This window comes from Xanthomonas sp. NCPPB 4467 (genome assembly GCF_041475665.2).
GTDB classification, from domain to species: Bacteria; Pseudomonadota; Gammaproteobacteria; order Xanthomonadales; family Xanthomonadaceae; genus Xanthomonas; species Xanthomonas dyei.
This window is the reverse complement of record NZ_CM191260.1, coordinates 2,794,786-2,813,208: the sequence shown is the minus strand read 5'-3', so window position 1 is coordinate 2,813,208 and position 18,423 is coordinate 2,794,786. Positions and strand designations below refer to the sequence as shown.

Here is an 18,423-nt window from a genome sequence, read left to right as displayed (position 1 = left end):
TTGCTGGCAGCCCAAGAAAAATCAAGCGGGCGGGGCAGGGCTCCGCCAAGGTAGGCCTGCCATTGGGCCCTCGTCAATGCTGCCCGTGCGGCAGCGCAGCGTGTAGGATCGGCGCATGGCCCAAGCATTGAGCAAACTCGAGATCATCCCCCGCCTGAGCCGGTTCGGCTGGCTGATGGGGTTGTACGCAGAAAACTTCCAGCATCTCACCCGGCTGTTCGCGCCGGCCGATCTGGCGCCTGGCTCGTATGTGTCCTCGATCGGCGATGGGCTGAACCTGCGGCTGGACGTGATCGAATGCCATCGCTACACCGTCGAGCTGCGGCTGACCTACGACCTGTGCGACCCGGTGACCGGTGAGCCGGATCCGTCTGCGTATGTGCGTCTGTACCGCGATGCGCGTCAGGCCGAGACCACGCATTGTTATGTGGGCCGTCGCTGGCAGGATGTGATGGGGATGTTCCCGCCGCCGGCCGAGCTGATCAGTCACCGCATGCGCATGAATACCTTCCTGGGCAAGTGGCTGGAGTACCTGGCCGAACGCGGCCATGGCGTCGCCACCCTGCGGCTGGACACCGACTACGTTGCGCCGCCGCGGCCCAGCCCGCAGGTGGTTGTCGGTTAAGTGCAGTAGGTAGATGGCGCGTGCGCATCGTTAGCGAGCGCGGCTGTTAGCCAGAAATGGCCAGTGACCGGCATGCGGGTGGAACTTGCCGATGGCTTGGCGCACCGTTCACCGGAGTCGTTCAAGGCACGACCGCATAGCGCCCAATCACCGCTAGCCACCACGCTAGACGCATGTCATCGGTCATACTGATGCGCTTCGTTGCAGATCGCGCGCCATGCCCTATACCCCGATTGTCGCCACGCTTGGCTATCTGTTGTCGCCCGACGGCACGCAGGTGCTGATGATCCATCGCAATGCCCGTCCCGGCGATCAACACCTGGGCAAGTACAACGGGCTCGGTGGCAAGGTGGAGCCGGACGAAGACGTGCTGGCCTGCATGCGCCGCGAGATTCGCGAAGAAGCCGGCGTCGCGTGCGGCGACATGCAATTGCGCGGCACCATCAGCTGGCCCGGGTTCGGCAAGCAGGGCGAGGACTGGCTGGGCTTCGTGTTCCTGATCCGCAGCTTCGATGGCACGCCCCAAACCTCCAACCCGGAAGGCACGCTGGAGTGGGTGCCTCTCGCGCAGATGGAGCAGGTGCCGATGTGGGAGGGCGACCGCAACTTCCTGCCGCTGGTGTTCGATGGCGACCCGCGCCCCTTTCATGGAGTGATGCCGTATCGCGACGGGCGCATGCAATCGTGGAGCTATTCGCGCGTCTGATCCGCTGGCGTGCGGGCCGCGCTCCGGGCCGCCGGCATGCCAAGTCGCACTCGTCCGGCTCACTCGTGCCTTCGGCCATCTCCGCACTCAGTCAAGCGAGATTGCCCGCACAGTTTTCCACATCCCCTGTGGATGGACGCTGCGCAAGTCTGTGGACAAGTCCGCAAGCCGCCTGCGGCGCAACGCGCTCGCACCGGCTGGTCAAAATTTCGCCAGTCCGATTATTGGGCGGTCCAGCCACCATCGATGGCGATGGATTGCCCGGTGATGTTGCGTGCCGCATGCGACATCAGGAACGCCACCGTGCCGGCCAGCTCGTCGTACTCGATGAAGGCGCCCTTGGACATCGGCTTGAGCATCACATCGCGGATCACCGCCTCTTCGGCAATGCCGCGCGTGCGCGCCTGGTCGGCGATCTGGCGCTCCACCAATGGCGTGCGCACATAGCTGGGGCACAGCGTGTTGACGGTGATGTCGCAATCGGCGGTTTCCAGTGCGATCACCTTGGCCAGGCCGACCAGGCCATGCTTGGCCGCCACATACGCGCTCTTGTAGGGGCTGGCGACCAGCGAATGGATACTGCCGATATTGACGATGCGCCCGTAGCCTGCCGCGCGCATGCTCGGCAGTACGGCACGGCTGAGTCGCGCAGCGCCGGTCAGCATGACGTCGACCAGCAGGGCCCAGCGCTGCATCGGGAAGTCTTCCAGCGCGGCGACCTGCTGCAAGCCGGCGTTGTTCACCAGCACTTGCGGCGGCTGCGAGGCGCCGGCCAGCGCGTGCGCAATGCTGTCGTCGTCGGTGACATCCAGCACCAGTGCTTCGGCCGAGCCGCCGGCGTCGCGCACGCGCTGGGCCGTGTGCTCGGCGGCGGCCAGGTCCATGTCGCTGACCAGCAAATGGTGGCCGTCGCTTGCCAGGTGGGTGGCGATGCCGGCGCCAATGCCGCTGCCCGCGCCGGTGATCAGGATGCTGCGCATCGGGTGTCCTTCACTGTGATGCGCAGCCGGGAGCGGCCACGCTGATCGCCAGCCTAGCGGAGGACGGGCAAACGGTCGCCTGCATGGCGCGCGCGCGTTACCCTTCGCACCTCGCTCTGATCAGGTTCCGCATGAAACGCCATTTTTCGATGCTGCGCGATTTCCAACTTGCGGACTGGTTCACGCTGGCCAATGCCTTCTGCGGTACTGGGGCAGTGTTCGCGGCGATGCGGTTCCTGCAGGAAGGACACAGTGGGGACCTGTTGCTGGGTATGGCGCTGATCCCGTTGGCGTTCGTGTTCGATGCGCTGGACGGGCACGTCGCGCGTTGGCGCAAGGCGTCTTCCACCCTGGGGCGCGAGCTGGATTCGCTGGCCGACGTGATTTCCTTCGGTGTGGCGCCGGCGGCGCTGGGTTATGCCTGCGGCATGCGTGGCGGCTGGGACTGGCTGGTCCTGAGCTATTTCGTCTGCTGCGGCGTGAGCCGGCTGGCACGCTACAACGTCACCGCCGAAGAGATCGCCGGCGAAGCCGACAAGGTGCCGTACTTCGAAGGCACGCCGATTCCGACCAGCCTGGTGCTGGTGATCCTGCTCGCGGTCGCCGCCAGCAGCGGCCATATCGGGCAGACCCTGTGGTGGGGCCAGTGGCAGCTCGGGCCGTGGCAGTTTCACCCGCTGGTGCTGCTGTTCGCCATCTCCGGCTCGCTGATGATCAGCAAGACGTTGCGGATCCCCAAGCCCTGAGCGGCACGCTGAGTCACACGCGGTAGGATGGCTTGGTGGATCGTCACAGGAGGGCATGATGGCAAGCAGCGGTTCGGACAACGGCAATGTCGAGGACAAGGCACGCCAGTATTGGGCCGCCTGGGGAGACGCCATGCGCCACGGCCAGTCTGGCTCCGCTGCGCAGCCACCGCCGGCATCCGGCGGCGACGCCCCGCAGGACTGGAGAAAGGCAGTGTACTGGTGGTCGCAGCTGATGCCGACCCAGGCCGCGCCGCAGGCGCAGGAAGCCATCGACCGCTTCCGCACCCAGGCTGGCGGCTGGTTCGGCACCATGCAGCAGGTGGCCGGGCAGTTCGCCGGCCGCGACACCTCCGCCAACGAAGTCTCCGATGCCTGGAGGCGCGCCGTGCAGGGGCAGGGCGAGCAACTGATGCAGTGGACGCTGGGCTCGCTGCGCGGCGGCAGCCCCGGCGGCTTCGACCCGTGGCTGCAGCAGGCGGCGCAGGCCCTGGGCAAATGGCGCGAAGAGAACGCGCCATGGTTGGACATGCCGGCCTTCGGATTGAACCGCAATCATCAGGCGCGCCTGCAGAAACTGGCCCGCGCGCAGCAGGACTATCAGGCGCAGTCGCAGGCCTACGGCGAGCAACTCAAGGCAGCGATCGAGCAGGCCTTCACCCGCTTCACCACCAAGTTGAGCGAGCACGAAAGCAGCGGCAGCCAGCTGACCAGCGCGCGCGCCTTGTTCGATCTGTGGATCGAGGCGGCCGAAGAGTCCTATGCCGACGTCGCGTTGTCGGATCGGTTTCGCGACGTGTACGGCGGGTTTGCCAACGCGCATATGCGCTTGCGCGCGGCCTTGCAGGAGGAGGTCGAACAGCTCAGCGAGCGCTTCGGGATGCCGACGCGTTCGGAGATGGATGCTGCGCATCGCCGTATCGCAGAACTGGAACGCGCGGTGCGCCGGATGCTGCGCACCGCCGCCGCCGCCGCCGGCACCAAGGCGGCTGCCAAGCCTGCCGAAGCCACCACGGCAGCCGATCCGCAGGCCTCGTCCACGCCCAAGCGCGCAGCGCCGCCCAAAGCTGCGGCTGCACGCACGCCGGCCGCTCCAACCAGTGCAGTAAAGAAGACCGTGGCCAAAAAAGCTGGGCCCAAGAAGAGCGCACCTGCAACACCTGCGATTAAAAAGAGCGCCACAGCGAAAGCCGCATCGAAACTCTCGTCCGGCAAGGCGTCCGGCAGCAAGCCGGTCGCACGCACCCCACGTGGAGCCAAGGCATGAAAGGGCCGTTGGGATTCAGCGCCGAAGACCTGATGCAGGAAACCCTGTCGCTGCAACGCAAGCTGCGCGAAGGCCTGAAGCTGCTGCCTGGTGTGGAAGACGTCGACTACGGCGTCACCGAACGCGAAGAAATCTGGCGCGACGGCAAGGTGGTGCTGTATCGCTTTGTCGGCGAGCAGGCGCCGGTAGCCAAGACGCCGCTGCTGATCGTGTATGCGTTGGTCAATCGTCCGTACATGGTGGACCTGCAGGCCGATCGATCGCTGGTCAAGGGCCTGTTGAGTCACGGCCAGGATGTCTACGTGCTGGACTGGGGCTACCCGGACCGCTCCGAGCGCTATCTCACGCTCGAGGACTATCTGCTGCGCTACATCGATGGCGCGGTGGATCACCTGCGTGCGCAATCGGGGCTGGCCGCGGTGGACGTGCTCGGCATCTGCCAGGGCGGCACCTTTTCGTTGTGCTACGCCGCGCTGCAACGGCACAAGGTGCGCAACCTGATCACCATGGTCACGCCAGTGGATTTCCACACTCCCGACAACATGCTGTCCAACTGGGCGCGCATGGTGGATGTGGATCTGTTCGTGGACACCATGGGTAACGTGCCGGCGGATCTGATGAACGCCAGTTACCTGATGCTCAAGCCGTTCCGGCTCAATTTGCAGAAGTACGTCGGCTTGCTGGACATCCTCGACGACAAGCAGGCGCTGGAAGATTTCCTGCGCATGGAAAAGTGGATCTTCGATTCGCCGGATCTGGCGGGCGAGGCGTTCCGCGAATTCGTGACCTTGTTCTACCAGCGCAATGGGTTGGTCACCGGCCAGGTGAGCATCGGCGGGCAGGCGGTGGATCTGCAGGACGTCGATATGCCGGTGCTCAATATCTATGCCGAACACGATCATCTGGTGCCGCCGGATGCCTCACGTGCACTGCGTGGGCTGGTGGGCAGTGACGACTACAGCGAACTGAGTTTTCGTGGCGGACATATCGGCATTTATGTGTCCGGACGTGCCCAGCGCGAGGTGCCGGTGGCGATCCATCGCTGGCTGCAGGAGCGCGACCGCAGCGTCTGATGCGTGTAACCGCGCAGGCCTGCCTGCGATCGCACAGCGCCGTCCCTCACGGCCTGCTGCTGCCCGGCTTTTTAGACTGCTCGTTACGTTTCAAGGAGCCTTCCCATGGCCACCACTGCACTGTCCCGTTCCCTCAATGACCGCATGATCGCTGGCGTCGTCGGCGGTATCGCGCGTCGTTTCGGATGGAGCTCCACCCTGCTGCGCGTTCTGTTCGTGATCGTCTCGATCGCCTCGGCCGCGTTCCCCGGCATCCTGGTTTACCTGATCCTGTGGCTACTGATCCCCAATCAGGCCGATTGAGCCCGTTGCGGCACGCCCCGTCGCTATTGCTGGTGCTGGGAGCCGTGTGGACGCTGCCCAACACCGCGCTTGGCCTGTTGATCGGTGCCATCGGCAGTTGTTTGGGCGCCCGCCCGCGCTGGTCGGCTCACGAGCTCGCGCTTGTCTTTCATGCCTGGCCCTGGGGGCCGGGCGGGGCGATGACCTTGGGTAATGTGATCCTGCTCAAGGGCGCATCGCTGGATCTGCAATGCAGCACATACGCGCACGCGGCCGGCCGCTGCGCGCATCCGCCGGTGCGCCTGGGCGATCACGAGCGCGCACATGTGTATCAATACATGCTGCTCGGTCCGCTGTTCCTGCCGGTGTATCTGATGTGCGGCGGCATCCATGTGCGCAACCCGCTGGAACGGGCGGCCGATGCGTACGCGATGCATGGCCGCGGTTGGTGGCCATGGTGGTCGTAGCCATCACATCAACTTCGAGCGGCTAACAAAACGATTGCGTTGACCGCCTGGACGGCGCGGCATGGATCCCGCGCGTATACCCCGGTGTTGAGTGCGTTCTCCACGCTCTCCTGACGATCGCTCGCGATGTTTGTCAGCCGTTCTTGGTGCCAGCAGCGCACTCAGCGGCTGCATCGCAACACGGCAGCCGCTCTCAACCCAATCGCGAGAACCCGAACAGTTCAGACAACGGATGCGGTTTGCCTTCCAGCTGCGCACGCAGCAGGCCCGCACCGATTGCGCTGTAGGTGATGCCGTTGCCGCCGTAGGCCATCGCAAACAAGACGCGCGGGTCTTGCTCGGCATGCGCGCCGAAGAACGGCAGGCCGTCGGCGGTTTCGGCAAACGTACCGCCCCACGAAAACACCGGGCGCAGACGCACGTCCGGCATGGTCTTGCCGATCTTCTTCAGCAGCGTCTTCAATTTGCTTTCCACGCGCGCATCGCGGCGCGCCGGAATGTCCACGTTGTCGTCTTCACCGCCTGCAACGACACGGCCGTCGGGCGTGCTGCGCACGTACAGATACGGGCGTGCGGTCTCCCACATCATGGTGTGTTTGAGCGCGCCGATCTCGTTGTCGTGCAGCGGGTCGGTGACGAAGGCATAGCTGCTGCGATTACGTGCCACGCGCTGCGACAGCCACTGCTGGTTGCCGTAGCCTGCGGCCATGATCACGTGCTTGGCGCGTACGACGACGCCTTCTTGAGTACGTAATTCCACGTGCTGATCGTGCGGGACAATGCTAGCGATCGTGGTGCGATCGAAGATGCGTCCGCCGTACTGCTCGCTTTCGGCAAATAGGCGATAGCACAGCCGATACGGGTCGACGCTGGCGGCCAGGCGGCTAAGGATGGCGCCGTCGGAGCGCACGCCGTAGTCGTGCCACAACACCTCGCGCTCGACCCATTCCACCGGCAGCCGATGGGTCTGGCGTGCCTCGAGCTCGCGCCGCAGGTCTTTCAGATCGCGCGCACGGCTGGCGTAGTAGAGGCTGTCCTGGCGGGTGAAGTCGCAGCCACCCACGCTGTCGCACAGGTCCTGCAGATCGACGATGGCCTGCGCACAGGCGCCGTAAGCGAGCGCGGCAGCCGGCATGCCGTGTTGTTTGGCCAGATCGACCATTGGCGTGTCGATTTCGTATTGCAACAGCGCAGTGCTGGCGGAGGTACTGCCCCAGCCGATCTCGCGCTGTTCGACCACCACCACTTCATGCCCGTTGCGCAGCAGGTCGTGCGCGATCAGCGCGGCGGTCACGCCGCCGCCCACGATGACGACCTCGGCCTGGGTGTCTTGCTCCAGGCGTGGATAGGCGCGCATCAATCCATTACGGATCGACCAGAACGGGTAGCCACTTTTGAGGTCCATGCGATGTCGTGAGAACGGGTGAACCAGGATTGGACGGCCAAGCGGGGTGAAGTGGTCGTGAGGCGCGCCCGGCCATGAGGCCGTCACCAAACCGCAAACAGCCGGCGTTAACGTGCGTGGAAAGCTCCTCACGGCGCGCTCGTTATGCTCGCTCCCCCCCAATGCAGCAACTGCAACAAGCAAGAGGGTGTGGTATGTCGATTGTCCTGTACGTCGGTGGCAGCAAAGATGGCGACAAGGGCGTTGTGCCTTACGGGTTCAGCAAGTCGCGGGCAATGACTGACGCCGGCCCTGAGATCTATGTGGAACGCATGGTGCCGCTGAAGAACGTCGGCAAGATCCGTGTCATGGCCCTGGAATCCATGCACGAAAGCATTCTGGTCGAGCGCGCCGCCACCCATTACGCGCACCGCGCCAGTTGAGCGCGGCGGCATAGGTTTACTGCGGCGCTGTCAACGGGTTTCCGTGGCGGGCCCACACTGCGAAAATGCTTTTTTCAGTGAAGCGGTTTATGCCGCGCCGCCATGCACGATAGCCAGCTTGCCCAGCAGATCGCTCGCACCATCGCCGACGAGATCGGTGCCCAACCCGCCCAGGTGCGCGCCGCCATCGCGCTTCTCGACGAAGGCGCCAGCGTGCCGTTCATCGCCCGCTACCGAAAAGAAGTCACCGGCGGCCTGGACGATACCCAGCTGCGTAACCTCGAAACGCGTCTGACCTATCTGCGCGAGCTGGAAGACCGCCGCGCGGCGATCCTGTCCAGCATTGGCGAGCAGGGCAAACTCAACGACGAACTGCGCAACGAGATCGCCGCTGCCGACACCAAGTCGCGGCTGGAAGATCTATATCTGCCTTACAAGCCCAAGCGCCGCACGCGTGCGCAGATCGCGCGCGAAGCCGGGCTGGAGCCGTTGGCCGATGGCTTGCTGGCCGACCCGACGCAGGCGCCGGAGGTGGCCGCCGCCGCCTTCATCGACGCCGACAAGGGCGTTGCCGATATCAAGGCCGCGCTGGAAGGCGCCCGCGCGATCCTGATGGAGCGCTGGGGCGAAGATGCCGCGCTAGTCGGCGAACTGCGCAGCTGGCTCAACGACAACGGGGTGATCCGCGCACGCGTCGCCGAGGGCAAGGAAGAGGCCGGTGCCAAGTACCGCGATTACTTCGACCATGCCGAAGCGCTGGCGAAAATTCCGTCGCACCGCTTGCTGGCGCTGTTCCGCGCGCGCCGCGAGGAATTTCTGTATCTGGACCTGGACCCGGGCACCGATGCCGAAGCCGGACATCAGTACGCCGAAGGCCGGGTGGCGCGCAGTGCCGGCATTTCCAACCAGGGCCGCCCGGCCGACCGCTGGTTGCTGGACGCCTGCCGGCTGACCTGGCGCGCCAAGCTGCACATGCACCTGCTGCTGGACCTGTTCAACCAGGCCCGCGAGAAGGCCGAGGCCGAAGCGATCGCCGTGTTCGGCGACAACCTCAAGGACCTGATGCTCGCCGCGCCAGCGGGCCCGCGCGTGGTGCTGGGGCTGGACCCGGGCATCCGCACCGGTTGCAAGATCGCCGTGGTCGATGCCACCGGCAAGCTGGTGGCGACCGAGACGATCTACCCGCACGAGCCCAAACGGCAATGGGACCAGTCGCTGCAGACGATCAAGAAGCTGTGCATGCAGTACAACGTGGAGCTGATCGCGATCGGCAACGGCACCGCCAGCCGCGAAACCGACAAGCTGGCCGGTGAGGCGATCGCGTTGTGCGGCGCGACCAAGTTGCAGAAAGTCGTGGTCAGCGAAGCGGGGGCGTCGGTGTATTCGGCGTCCGAGTTTGCCGCCAAGGAATTCCCGGAGCTGGATGTCTCGCTGCGCGGCGCGGTGTCGATCGCACGGCGGCTGCAGGACCCGCTGGCCGAGCTGGTCAAGATCGAGCCCAAGGCAATTGGCGTGGGCCAGTATCAGCACGACGTGGATCAGTATCGCCTGGCCAAGGCACTGGAGGCGCGCGTGGAAGACTGCGTCAACGCCGTGGGCGTCTACGTCAACACCGCCTCGGCAGCGTTACTGTCGCGTGTCTCCGGCCTGTCCAGCACGGTGGCCGAGAACATCGTGCGCCACCGCGACGACAACGGCCCGTTCAAGCGTCGCAAGGATCTGCTCAAGGTGCCGCGTCTGGGCGACAAGACCTTCGAACAATGCGCCGGTTTTTTGCGCATTGCCGATGGCGACGAGCCGCTGGATGTGTCCGCCGTGCATCCGGAAGCCTATCCGGTGGTCGAGCGCATCGTCGCCAACACCGGCAAGCCGATCAAGGCGTTGCTGGGCGATGGCAGTTTCCTGCGCGGCTTGAAGCCGGAGCTGTTCACCGATGCGCAGTTCGGTGTGCCGACCGTGCGCGACATCCTGAAAGAGATGGAAAAACCCGGCCGCGACCCGCGTCCGGAGTTCAAGGCTGCGCAATTCGCCGAGGGCATTGAAGACATCAAGCACCTCAAGCCGGGCATGGTGCTGGAAGGCGTGGTCAGCAACGTGGCCGCGTTCGGCGCCTTCGTCGATATCGGCGTGCACCAGGATGGACTGGTGCATATCTCGGCGCTGTCGGACACCTTCGTCAAGGATCCGCGCGATGTGGTCAAGGCCGGCGATATCGTCAAGGTCAAGGTGCTGGAAGTGGATGTGCCGCGTAAGCGCATCGCACTGACCTGCCGCCTGTCCGACACGCCGCCGGCGGCGGATGGCACGGCGCAGTCGCGCGATGCACGCGGCAATGGCGGGCCGGGGCAGGGCCGTCGCGACGGCGGTGGACGTGGGCCGGCACCCGGCAACAGCAAGCCGCGGACCACTGCGCCACCGGCCGATAACGCACTGGCTGCCGCATTCGCCCGCGCCAAACGCAGCTAAGTCATGCTGCCTGGGGCAGCGACTGCCTTCGAGTGATTGGGCAGCAACGTTGCAGATCAGTCGTAGAGCGACTGCTTTGCAACGTTACAGCAGGGCCTTTGCCCGCCCACCATCGCGGGACACGCCGCAAGGACGTCCTTGTTGGCTCTTCTACGGCATCCATGCCGCATAAGGTCCCGCGACGGTGGGCGGGCAAGGACCAGTCGAAATGGTCGGTGTGCATGTTTTCAACAACGTTCCAATCTGGTGCGGTGTCCTCGCCGATTGCGGGACCCTGTGTCGGCATGAATGCCGCCACGAATGGATTCACGACGTGTCCCGCAATCGGCGAGGGCACTACGCCCTCGACGACCTGAGCTTTTGACTGCATCCAACAAGCGACGCGACGACTCCAATCCCGTTGTGCAGATGCAGCCGGGAATGCAGTCGGGCGGCAATTGAAGCGCGCCGGGCGATCAGACGGTGCGCTCCTGCAAGAAATTCTGCATTCGCGATCAGGGCATTGGCATTTTTCCTGCTCCCTGCCTGCATTCTTTTTATCAGCCGCCGTCGGGCGATCTCACGCCCTTCCCGGCACTGCGCGCGTCGGCACCACCAAGCCTTCGATCAGGTCGACCAGTCCGGGGGGCTCCACCGGCTTGCCCATATGCGCATCGAAACCGGCCGCCACCGCACGGTCGCGGTCTTCTTCGCGCACATAAGCAGTCAGCGCGATTGCCGGAATATGCCGTGGCAGATCGGCGCGACCGGCACGCACGGTGCGGATCAGGTCGTAACCATCGCGCAGCGGCATCGCGATATCGCTGACCAATACATCGAATGCCGCAGCGGCCAGATATTGCTCGGCGGCATCCACCGAGCCGGCCGCCTGCACCTGTGCGCCGGCAAATAGCAGAAACTGCAGCACCGCCTCGCGCGAATCCTGATCGTCGTCGACCAGCAGCACCCGCACGCCGTCCAGCCGCCCATGGCAATCAGCCGGAAGTGGCCCATGCTGGCTCGACTCCACCGAAGGCGGGCGCAGGCCACTGACCCCATGCTGGAACGGCAGCACGATGGTGAACATCGCGCCCTTGCCTTCGCCAGCGCTGGAGGCCCCGAGGCTGCCGCCATGCAGGTCCACCAACTGACGCGAGATCGACAACCCCAGCCCCAGTCCGCCAACCCGACGCGTGGTGCCGGCATCTGCCTGCCGAAACCGATCGAACACGTGTGGCAGAAATTCCGGCGCGATGCCGATCCCGCTGTCCTGCACGCATAGCCGCAGGCGCCCGTCCTCCGCATCCAGGCCCACGCGTACGGTGCCACCGGGTGCGGTGAACTTGAGCGCGTTGCTGAGCAGATTGGTGAGCACCTGCTGCAAGCGCCCGGCATCGCCAAAGAACCACAGCTCGCTCCCAGCCGGTGCATCCAGTTCCAGTGCAATGTCGCGCGCCAGCGCGGCCGGCTGCATCAGTTCTACTGTGCTGTGCGCCAACCCGGCAATGTCGAAATGCTCGGACTGCAAACGGATCTTGCCGGACAGGATCGCGCTCATATCCAGCAGGTCTTCGATAATCTGCGTCTGCGCGCGCGCGCTACGCTCGATGATGACCAGACCTTTTGTGAGGTTCTCCGGCGCGAAGCTCTGCGACTGCATCAGTCGCGACCACCCCAGGATCGCGTTGAGCGGTGTGCGCAATTCGTGGCTGAGCGTGGCCAGGAATTCGTCTTTGACCCGGCTGGCATGTTCGGCCTGACCGCGTGCAGTGGTTTCCGCCTGCAGCGACAGCTTGAGCTTGGCATCCACGCGCGTGCGCTCGATCACGATGCCGGCCAGGTGCGATGCGGAGCGCGCCATTGCCTGTTCGCGCAGCGAGGGCAGATACGGACGGTCGTAGTAGATGTTGAGCGTGCCCAACACCTGACCATCGCTGGACAAGATCGGCGTGACGCAGCACGCCACGATGCCCAGCATCGCCGAGACCGCATGGTGAGGGCCGAAGCTTGGATCGGCCTGGAGATCGGCACAGATGACCTGCCGGCCAAGATGTGCGGCACGCGAACAAGGCGGCCCATCCGGACCGATCGGCACCGGCTCGAAGTTGCCGTGATACGCAAGCGGAAAGTGCGGCGCCGAGCCGAAGCTCAAGGTATGCCGCACCTCGTCCAGCACCATCACCGAGCAATACAGCCCAATCTCACCGCGCGCCTCCACGCTCAAGGCAATCGCATCCAGCACCACCGGCAACGGTGCGCCGGTGGTGATCAGGCTCAGGATTGCGCGGTCGGACGCGGTGGCATCTTCGATGTGCTTGCGTTCGGAGATATCGGTGAGCGAGCCGATATGCCCGAGAAAACGCCCATCGCTGGCGAAATGCGGCGAGGCAGTATCGATGCACCAGCGGTACTGGCCGTCGTGGCGGCGCACCCGGTATTCGGCCAAAAATTCGCCGTGCCGTTCCAGTGCCTGTTCGAACGCCAACCGCACGCGTCCGGCATCGTCCGGATGCATCACATCCCACCAGCCCTGATCCAGCGCCTGATCTTCGGCTTGTCCGGTGAAGTGGTACCAGCGCGGGTTCCAGTAAACGCAATCGCCTTGCGCGTCTGACATCCAGATCATGGCAGGCACCATCTCGCACAGCGCACGGAAGCGGATTTCGCTCTCGCGCAGTTGCTGCTCGAAGGTCCGGCGATCGTGAATGTCGGTGTAGGTGCCGATCCATTCGCTGATGCCGCCATCGTCGCCACGGACGGGCAGGGCGCGCACCAGATGCCAACGCACCTGGCCATCGTGGCGCAGCAATTCGCACTCGATCTCGTAGGGGCGCGCGTCGAACAATGCGTCCTGCCATGCCTGCACCGACAGCTGCAGTCCGTCGGTGGTGTGGGCCCGATGCCACGCGGCGCTCTCGTTGTCGCTCGGATCCAGCCCGGTGTATTCGTACCAGCGTTGATTGAAGTAGTGCGGCTGCCCATCCGGCCCGGCGATGAAGATGATCTGCGGCAAGGTGTCGGCAAGCCGGCGCAGACGCGCTTCGCTGGCGGCCAGTTGCTGCTGCGCCTTGGCCCGCTGCATCGACTCCCAACAGCGCGCCGCCACCAGCCGCACCAGCTCGATCTCGGTCGACAACCAGCGTCGCGGTGCGCGTTGATGCACGCCGATTGCCGCGACCAGCCGGCCATGTTTATGCAGCGGGATTGCCAACGACGCGCGCAAGCCGGAGTGGCGATACTGCTCGGCCACATAGTCCGGCGCACCCGGCGCCATCGCATCGGTGGTGAACCACGGCCGGTTCGCCAGCAGCGCATCGCGCAGGCCTTGGGCCACTTCCATCGGGAAGTCGCCTTGCAGGCTCGGCATGTCCTGCACATGGTCGCTGATTACATGCATGGTGCTGCCATCTTCGGCCGCCAGTCCGAACGCACAGCGATTGGCCTGCAGATGTTCGCCAAGCAGGCGCACGCTGGTGTCGATGACGTGCCGCGGGTCCGAGACATGCTGCAAGGCGTCTTCGAGCATCAGCAGAAAACTGTCGCGACTCTCGATGCGTCGCTGCGCAGTCACATCGAACCCGTGCACCAGAATCGCATCGACGCGACCATCGCTGTCGCGCATCGGCTGGTACAGAAAGTCGACGAACGTTTCGTCGAGCGTGCTGCCGGGTGTGCGCTGCAGATAGGCCGTCATCGATTCGCCGATGAAAGGCTGGCCGCTACGACGGACCTCGTCGAGCAGGCCGAGATAGCCTTGATCGGCGATCTCCGGCATCGCCTCCAGCAAGGGGCGGCCCAGCAATGGACGCTCGCCGACAAGATCGTGGAAGCGTTGGTTGACGCTTTCGATGACGTAGTCAGGCCCACGCAGCACTGCCATGAACGCCGGCGCTTGGTCGAGCACGGGCGGCGCTGCAAGCGACACCGCGTCGCTACGCCGTTCGCGCGCAGTGCGTGCAGGCGCAGTGGCCACATACAGCGCGCCTACCTGCTTGCCGGCATCCAGGATAGGACTGCACGACCATGTCGACAGATCCAATGCAGCGCCTGCGCCGCCGGGCAGGTCGCCAGCCCCGGGGATCGCGTTGAGTTCCGCAAGCGGCTGGCCGAATGCAGCAGGGTGCCGTTGGCCGAACGACGCGATGCAGGCGTCGTTGTAGATGCAGCGTGCGTGCTCACTCCAGACCAACAGCATCGGGTGCTGTGCGTGCAGACACACCGACAGCGCGGTGCGCAGTGCCTGACTGCTGCAGAGCAGCGGGTCGTCGGCGCATGCGGACGCCACGACCAATGCTGCAGTTTCGCTCGTCTCCGGTAACAGGCCGGCAAACGGCGAGGCGGCATTCTCCATCCAGCAACCACCTGCAAATCTTCGATGGGTGATTCTAGTGACAACCGCTCCGGTGGCAACCGCAGCCGACACCCGGTCAGGTGGCGACGAGGCAGCGCGGTACGGTCAGCTACTGGCGCTGCTCAGCTGCCGCGCACGCGAGAGGGCGCCGACAAGTTCTTCGGACAGATAGGGCTTGGTCAGAATGACCCCGCGTTCGAAGCCGGTGGGAATGCTGCCGCTGGCAACGCCGGTCGCCAGCACAAAGGGAATTCCGAGTTCCGACAGCAGGCGAGCAACCGGCTCGCTGGTCTGGCCATTGCCCAGGCGATAGTCCAGCACGGCAATATCCGGCGCGTCGGCCCGGATCAACTGCAGCGCATCCTGCACCTCGCCGACAGGGCCGACGACGGCCGCACCGGCATGGACAAGCTGCAACTCGAGCAGCATGGCATTCATGTCATCGTTTTCGACCACGAGTACCCGAACTCCACGCAACACCGACATTGCTTACTCCTTCACCAGGTCGGCCAGTATATCCAGGCTGGTCGGCCAAGGCGCTGCCGACGCCGCTTGCACCTGAATTCGTCAGGAGCGTCCTGACACTGTTCGTTTCATTCGCAAGCCGCTATACTGCGCGGCCACGCCGAAGTGGCGGAATCGGTAGACGCAGCGGACTCAAAATCCGCCGCCCTTAAAAGCGTGTGGGTTCGAGTCCCACCTTCGGCACCAAGATGTTGCGGTAACAGCGAAAGCCCTTCCGGCGCAATCCGGAGGGGCTTTTTGCTGTGTGCTGTGGTGCCACGGCAAGGCTAGGGATTGACGCCAGCGCGAAGTCCGATGCGCATGCGATCGCTAGCCGTCTGCGCGCAGCAGGCATGCGCTTGTTCGCAGGTCATCGCGTTGCATGTCGTCGGTTTCGGCGCATTGCCTCATCGCCGTGGTCATGCGCGGCTAAAAGATGCGTTTGTTCCTTACGCAACTGTGGTCTCCGGTGGCGTTGCAGGCACGCAACCATCACGCCCGGTCGGTACCGTGGAGCTCCCCTTCAAGTAGGTAGCCACCATGGATTTCGATGCTTCGCAGCAATTGCGCATTCTTCGCGATATCCACGACACCAAGCCGGTGTCCGATGAAGAAGGAAATTGGGCGGTGCGTGCAGGCTATGCCACGCAAGCCGAAGACGGCGACATCGATCTGACCCACGAGGGTCGCAAGGCGCTGGACGAGGGCCAAGCCTGACCTTGTCATGCAAGTGTTGTGTGGCGATGCGTGTGTGCCTGTGCTCGATCGAGATCGCAACCTGATGGCCGGGCGCGCCACACGCGGGTTGCATTTGCGTGGTAATCCAACGCTTGCAGAGATCGAATACTTCACTCCAACCAAGCGGTACTCGGCGCCACTGCTGAGCACTGCAAACATGCATAAAAAAAGCCCCGGCAGAGCCGGGGCTTTTGGATGATTGGCGTCCCCACGGGGATTCGAACCCCGGTGTCCACCGTGAAAGGGTGGTGTCCTAGGCCTCTAGACGATGGGGACGCGTATCAAAACCTCGTTGTCCAATCCAGACGGCCTAATGTCTGAAGTGGTGGAGCCAGGCGGGATCGAACCGCCGACCTCCTGCATGCCATGCAGGCGCTCTCCCAGCTGAGCTATGGCCCCGCGTTGCTGCGAGCCGGCAATCATAGCGACTGAAGACGGCTTTGGGAAGCGGTCTGTGCAAAAAAGATCTCCGGTGCTTCGGCGCGTCGATCTGGATTGCGTGATCAGCACGAAGCTGCGCATGCAGCCAATCAATATGTCTCTTCTTGCGAGGGACCTTGCGATCAATCCGATGGCCTGAATGATTCGTCGTCGTCGTCGTTTCGTAGTAGGCAAGTGCTGCGGACGTCGTCTCGTGTCAGTGCATGGGCGGCAGCATCGAAGCGCAGCCTTCAATCATCAACATCGTGATCAGCAGCATCAAGCGCCTGCATTCGCAACCGACGGTGCAGTCGACGTTAGCGACCAATGCTCCACGTCCATGCTGTGCGCGGCGTTCGTTGCGCGACCGCATGTGGCACTCGATGCCGAGCTTGGGTCGCCGCTGACGAGACGGGCGAGTGATCGATGCCACTGCTTGCGCATGAGATCTGCGCCACGCTCGCGCAGGCCGGTTCCAGTGAGCCCTCGCTCTGTACGTCGCCGACAGTGTCGATACACATTCGAGGCCGTGCGCAACGCGACGGCACTCGAATTTTTGACACGTCCATGGCGGCAGCGAGGCTGCTACCGAGACATAGCGCAAGCGCTCATCACTGCAAAAAAACACGCAAAAAAAAAGCCCCGGCAGAGCCAGGGCTTTTGGATGATTGGCGTCCCCACGGGGATTCGAACCCCGGTGTCCACCGTGAAAGGGTGGTGTCCTAGGCCTCTAGACGATGGGGACGCAGATCAAAACCTGAGTCGTCATTTCAGACGGCCTAATGTCTGAGATGGTGGAGCCAGGCGGGATCGAACCGCCGACCTCCTGCATGCCATGCAGGCGCTCTCCCAGCTGAGCTATGGCCCCACGAAACTGAGAACGAAATAATAGCGACCGGTTAATGTTCGCGCAAGCGCTTTTTCATTCCGATTGAGACAGCGCGTGCGCTCGGCAACGCTGCCTGACACTCACTTGACGCCGTGCAGATCGCGCAGCTGCGTCGGCCGGGCGCCGAAATAGGCGGCTAGGTCGGCGATGTCCTGATCGCTCAATGCAGTGGCCTGCGCCGTCATCAACGGGTGCTGGCGGTCGCCACTGCGATACGCCTGCAGCGCATGCGCAAGATAGTCGCCGTACTGGCCGCCTAGCTTGGGATAGCTGGGGTCGATCGGCGCATTGCCATCGGCACCATGGCAATCCACGCAGCTCTGGCCGGTGGCCTTGCCTTTGGTATGCGCGAGTTTGTCGCCAGCCTCGGCGCGACCGGTGGGCAAGCCGGCAGAGGAGCCAGAGCCGTGCTCGCCGCTGGCATGGCCGGCATCGCCGGCGGAGTGATCGGTGGATTCGACCTGGGATTGAGAGCAGGCCGCCATCGTGAGGGCAGCGACCAGGACGATGGCTAGACGCGGAGCGTGCAGGGCGTTCGGCATGTGGGCGCTTACTTGAGGGTGGACAGGAAGGCGGAGATGTCGGCGATGTCCTGCTCGGAGAAACTCTGCGCCTGCGCCTGCATGGTCGGGTGTTTGCGCTTGCCCTGGCGGTATTCGGTCAGCGCCTGGGTCAGATACTGACTGGACTGGCCGCCGATCTTGGGCACGCGGTAACTTGGGTAGGCGTTCTTGTAGCCGGTCACGCCGTGGCAGCCCTGGCAGGTATACGCCAGCAGGCGGCCATTGGAGGGATTACCGGTCGGCGCTATGGGCGCAGCGGCAGCCGATGCGGCGGCGGCAGGCGCCGGCGTGGCCGGTACGGCTGGCGTGACTGACGGTGTCGCTGATGCGCCCCCAAACGGCAGGAAGACGACCAGAGCGAGACAAGCGGCGAGCGGCTGCGGGCGCATGGTTTCGTATCCGGAAGACTGATTGAGCGTCCGCACGTGGGGGCGTGACGGAACCGGACCGAGTATGCCTGCGATTTGGCGTGGCGCAAACGGGGTGAATACGCGAAGTTGAACAGACCATGACCTTTGGCGCATTGGCGACATGCATGCC

16 protein-coding genes and 5 tRNA genes are annotated in these 18,423 nt (G+C 64.3%); 11 read left to right on the top strand and 10 right to left on the bottom strand.

The features are described 5' to 3' along the window. The first annotated feature begins 115 nt into the window (after positions 1-115). Both ACCQ06_RS12295 and ACCQ06_RS12290 read left to right on the top strand, forming a co-directional pair. Positions 116-625 carry a DUF1249 domain-containing protein gene (locus ACCQ06_RS12295; RefSeq protein ID WP_104615619.1) on the top strand — a complete coding sequence of 170 codons (510 nt, stop codon included), beginning with the start codon at positions 116-118 and terminating at the stop codon, positions 623-625. 217 nt (positions 626-842) lie between these two features. After that, positions 843-1,331 (top strand): NUDIX hydrolase, encoded by a 489-nt coding sequence (locus ACCQ06_RS12290; protein WP_228324812.1) that lies wholly within the window; start codon positions 843-845, stop codon positions 1,329-1,331. 221 nt (positions 1,332-1,552) lie between these two features. Here the strand turns inward: ACCQ06_RS12290 and ACCQ06_RS12285 are convergent, their stop codons facing one another. Then, entirely contained in the window at positions 1,553-2,311 is a 759-nt protein-coding gene (locus ACCQ06_RS12285; RefSeq protein WP_316685858.1) for a 3-hydroxybutyrate dehydrogenase, read from the bottom strand. A gap of 83 nt (positions 2,312-2,394) precedes the next feature. On the opposite strand from ACCQ06_RS12285, the gene ACCQ06_RS12280 reads away from it, so the two are divergent. The 5 genes from ACCQ06_RS12280 to ACCQ06_RS12260 all read left to right on the top strand — a co-directional run bounded on the left by ACCQ06_RS12280 (position 2,395) and on the right by ACCQ06_RS12260 (position 6,146). After that, the gene (locus ACCQ06_RS12280) at positions 2,395-3,057 is read left to right on the top strand and encodes a CDP-alcohol phosphatidyltransferase family protein (protein WP_316685857.1); all 663 of its coding nucleotides are present in this window, start codon (positions 2,395-2,397) and stop codon (positions 3,055-3,057) included. A 55-nt stretch (positions 3,058-3,112) separates the two neighbouring features. After that, positions 3,113-4,324, top strand: coding sequence for a class III poly(R)-hydroxyalkanoic acid synthase subunit PhaE (gene phaE / locus ACCQ06_RS12275; protein ID WP_316685856.1), 1,212 nt, complete (start codon positions 3,113-3,115; stop codon positions 4,322-4,324). Further along, a complete protein-coding gene (locus ACCQ06_RS12270; RefSeq protein WP_316685855.1) occupies positions 4,321-5,397 on the top strand; it encodes a class III poly(R)-hydroxyalkanoic acid synthase subunit PhaC in 1,077 nt (358 codons plus the stop codon). The genes phaE and ACCQ06_RS12270 overlap by 4 nt, the downstream gene beginning before the upstream one ends. Before the next feature lie 105 nt (positions 5,398-5,502). Continuing rightward, the gene (locus tag ACCQ06_RS12265; protein ID WP_029219975.1) at positions 5,503-5,700 is read left to right on the top strand and encodes a PspC domain-containing protein; all 198 of its coding nucleotides are present in this window, start codon (positions 5,503-5,505) and stop codon (positions 5,698-5,700) included. Between the two features lie 5 nt (positions 5,701-5,705). Continuing rightward, on the top strand, positions 5,706-6,146 hold the full coding sequence (locus ACCQ06_RS12260) for a hypothetical protein (RefSeq protein ID WP_316685854.1): 441 nt from the start codon (positions 5,706-5,708) through the stop codon (positions 6,144-6,146). A 193-nt stretch (positions 6,147-6,339) separates the two neighbouring features. Here the strand turns inward: ACCQ06_RS12260 and ACCQ06_RS12255 are convergent, their stop codons facing one another. Beyond that, entirely contained in the window at positions 6,340-7,551 is a 1,212-nt protein-coding gene (locus ACCQ06_RS12255) for an NAD(P)/FAD-dependent oxidoreductase (protein WP_228324808.1), read from the bottom strand. A 194-nt stretch (positions 7,552-7,745) separates the two neighbouring features. Here ACCQ06_RS12255 and ACCQ06_RS12250 point away from each other — a divergent pair, with 194 nt between their 5' ends. Next, positions 7,746-7,973, top strand: a complete 228-nt coding sequence (locus ACCQ06_RS12250; RefSeq protein WP_055854106.1) for a hypothetical protein — start codon at positions 7,746-7,748, stop codon at positions 7,971-7,973. A 102-nt stretch (positions 7,974-8,075) separates the two neighbouring features. Continuing rightward, the gene (locus tag ACCQ06_RS12245) at positions 8,076-10,439 is read left to right on the top strand and encodes a Tex family protein (protein WP_316685853.1); all 2,364 of its coding nucleotides are present in this window, start codon (positions 8,076-8,078) and stop codon (positions 10,437-10,439) included. A 559-nt stretch (positions 10,440-10,998) separates the two neighbouring features. Here the strand turns inward: ACCQ06_RS12245 and ACCQ06_RS12240 are convergent. Both ACCQ06_RS12240 and ACCQ06_RS12235 read right to left on the bottom strand, forming a co-directional pair. Continuing rightward, positions 10,999-14,703, bottom strand: a complete 3,705-nt coding sequence (locus ACCQ06_RS12240) for a PAS domain S-box protein (RefSeq protein WP_372365808.1) — start codon at positions 14,701-14,703, stop codon at positions 10,999-11,001. 171 nt (positions 14,704-14,874) lie between these two features. Continuing rightward, positions 14,875-15,255, bottom strand: coding sequence for a response regulator (locus ACCQ06_RS12235; RefSeq protein ID WP_228324805.1), 381 nt, complete (start codon positions 15,253-15,255; stop codon positions 14,875-14,877). Positions 15,256-15,393: 138 nt separating this feature from the next. Here ACCQ06_RS12235 and ACCQ06_RS12230 point away from each other — a divergent pair. After that, positions 15,394-15,480, top strand: a tRNA-Leu gene (locus tag ACCQ06_RS12230). A 333-nt stretch (positions 15,481-15,813) separates the two neighbouring features. Then, positions 15,814-15,990 carry a hypothetical protein gene (locus ACCQ06_RS12225; protein ID WP_228324804.1) on the top strand — a complete coding sequence of 59 codons (177 nt, stop codon included), beginning with the start codon at positions 15,814-15,816 and terminating at the stop codon, positions 15,988-15,990. A 221-nt stretch (positions 15,991-16,211) separates the two neighbouring features. Here the strand turns inward: ACCQ06_RS12225 and ACCQ06_RS12220 are convergent. The 6 genes from ACCQ06_RS12220 to ACCQ06_RS12195 all read right to left on the bottom strand — a co-directional run bounded on the left by ACCQ06_RS12220 (position 16,212) and on the right by ACCQ06_RS12195 (position 18,272). Beyond that, positions 16,212-16,287, bottom strand: a tRNA-Glu gene (locus ACCQ06_RS12220). A 47-nt stretch (positions 16,288-16,334) separates the two neighbouring features. Continuing rightward, positions 16,335-16,410, bottom strand: a tRNA-Ala gene (locus ACCQ06_RS12215). A 690-nt stretch (positions 16,411-17,100) separates the two neighbouring features. Further along, positions 17,101-17,176 (bottom strand) — tRNA-Glu (locus tag ACCQ06_RS12210). Between the two features lie 47 nt (positions 17,177-17,223). Beyond that, positions 17,224-17,299, bottom strand: a tRNA-Ala gene (locus ACCQ06_RS12205). Between the two features lie 101 nt (positions 17,300-17,400). Then, a complete protein-coding gene (locus tag ACCQ06_RS12200; protein WP_170068606.1) occupies positions 17,401-17,862 on the bottom strand; it encodes a c-type cytochrome in 462 nt (153 codons plus the stop codon). 8 nt (positions 17,863-17,870) lie between these two features. Beyond that, the gene (locus ACCQ06_RS12195) at positions 17,871-18,272 is read right to left on the bottom strand and encodes a c-type cytochrome (RefSeq protein ID WP_104615630.1); all 402 of its coding nucleotides are present in this window, start codon (positions 18,270-18,272) and stop codon (positions 17,871-17,873) included. Positions 18,273-18,423 lie beyond the last annotated feature (151 nt).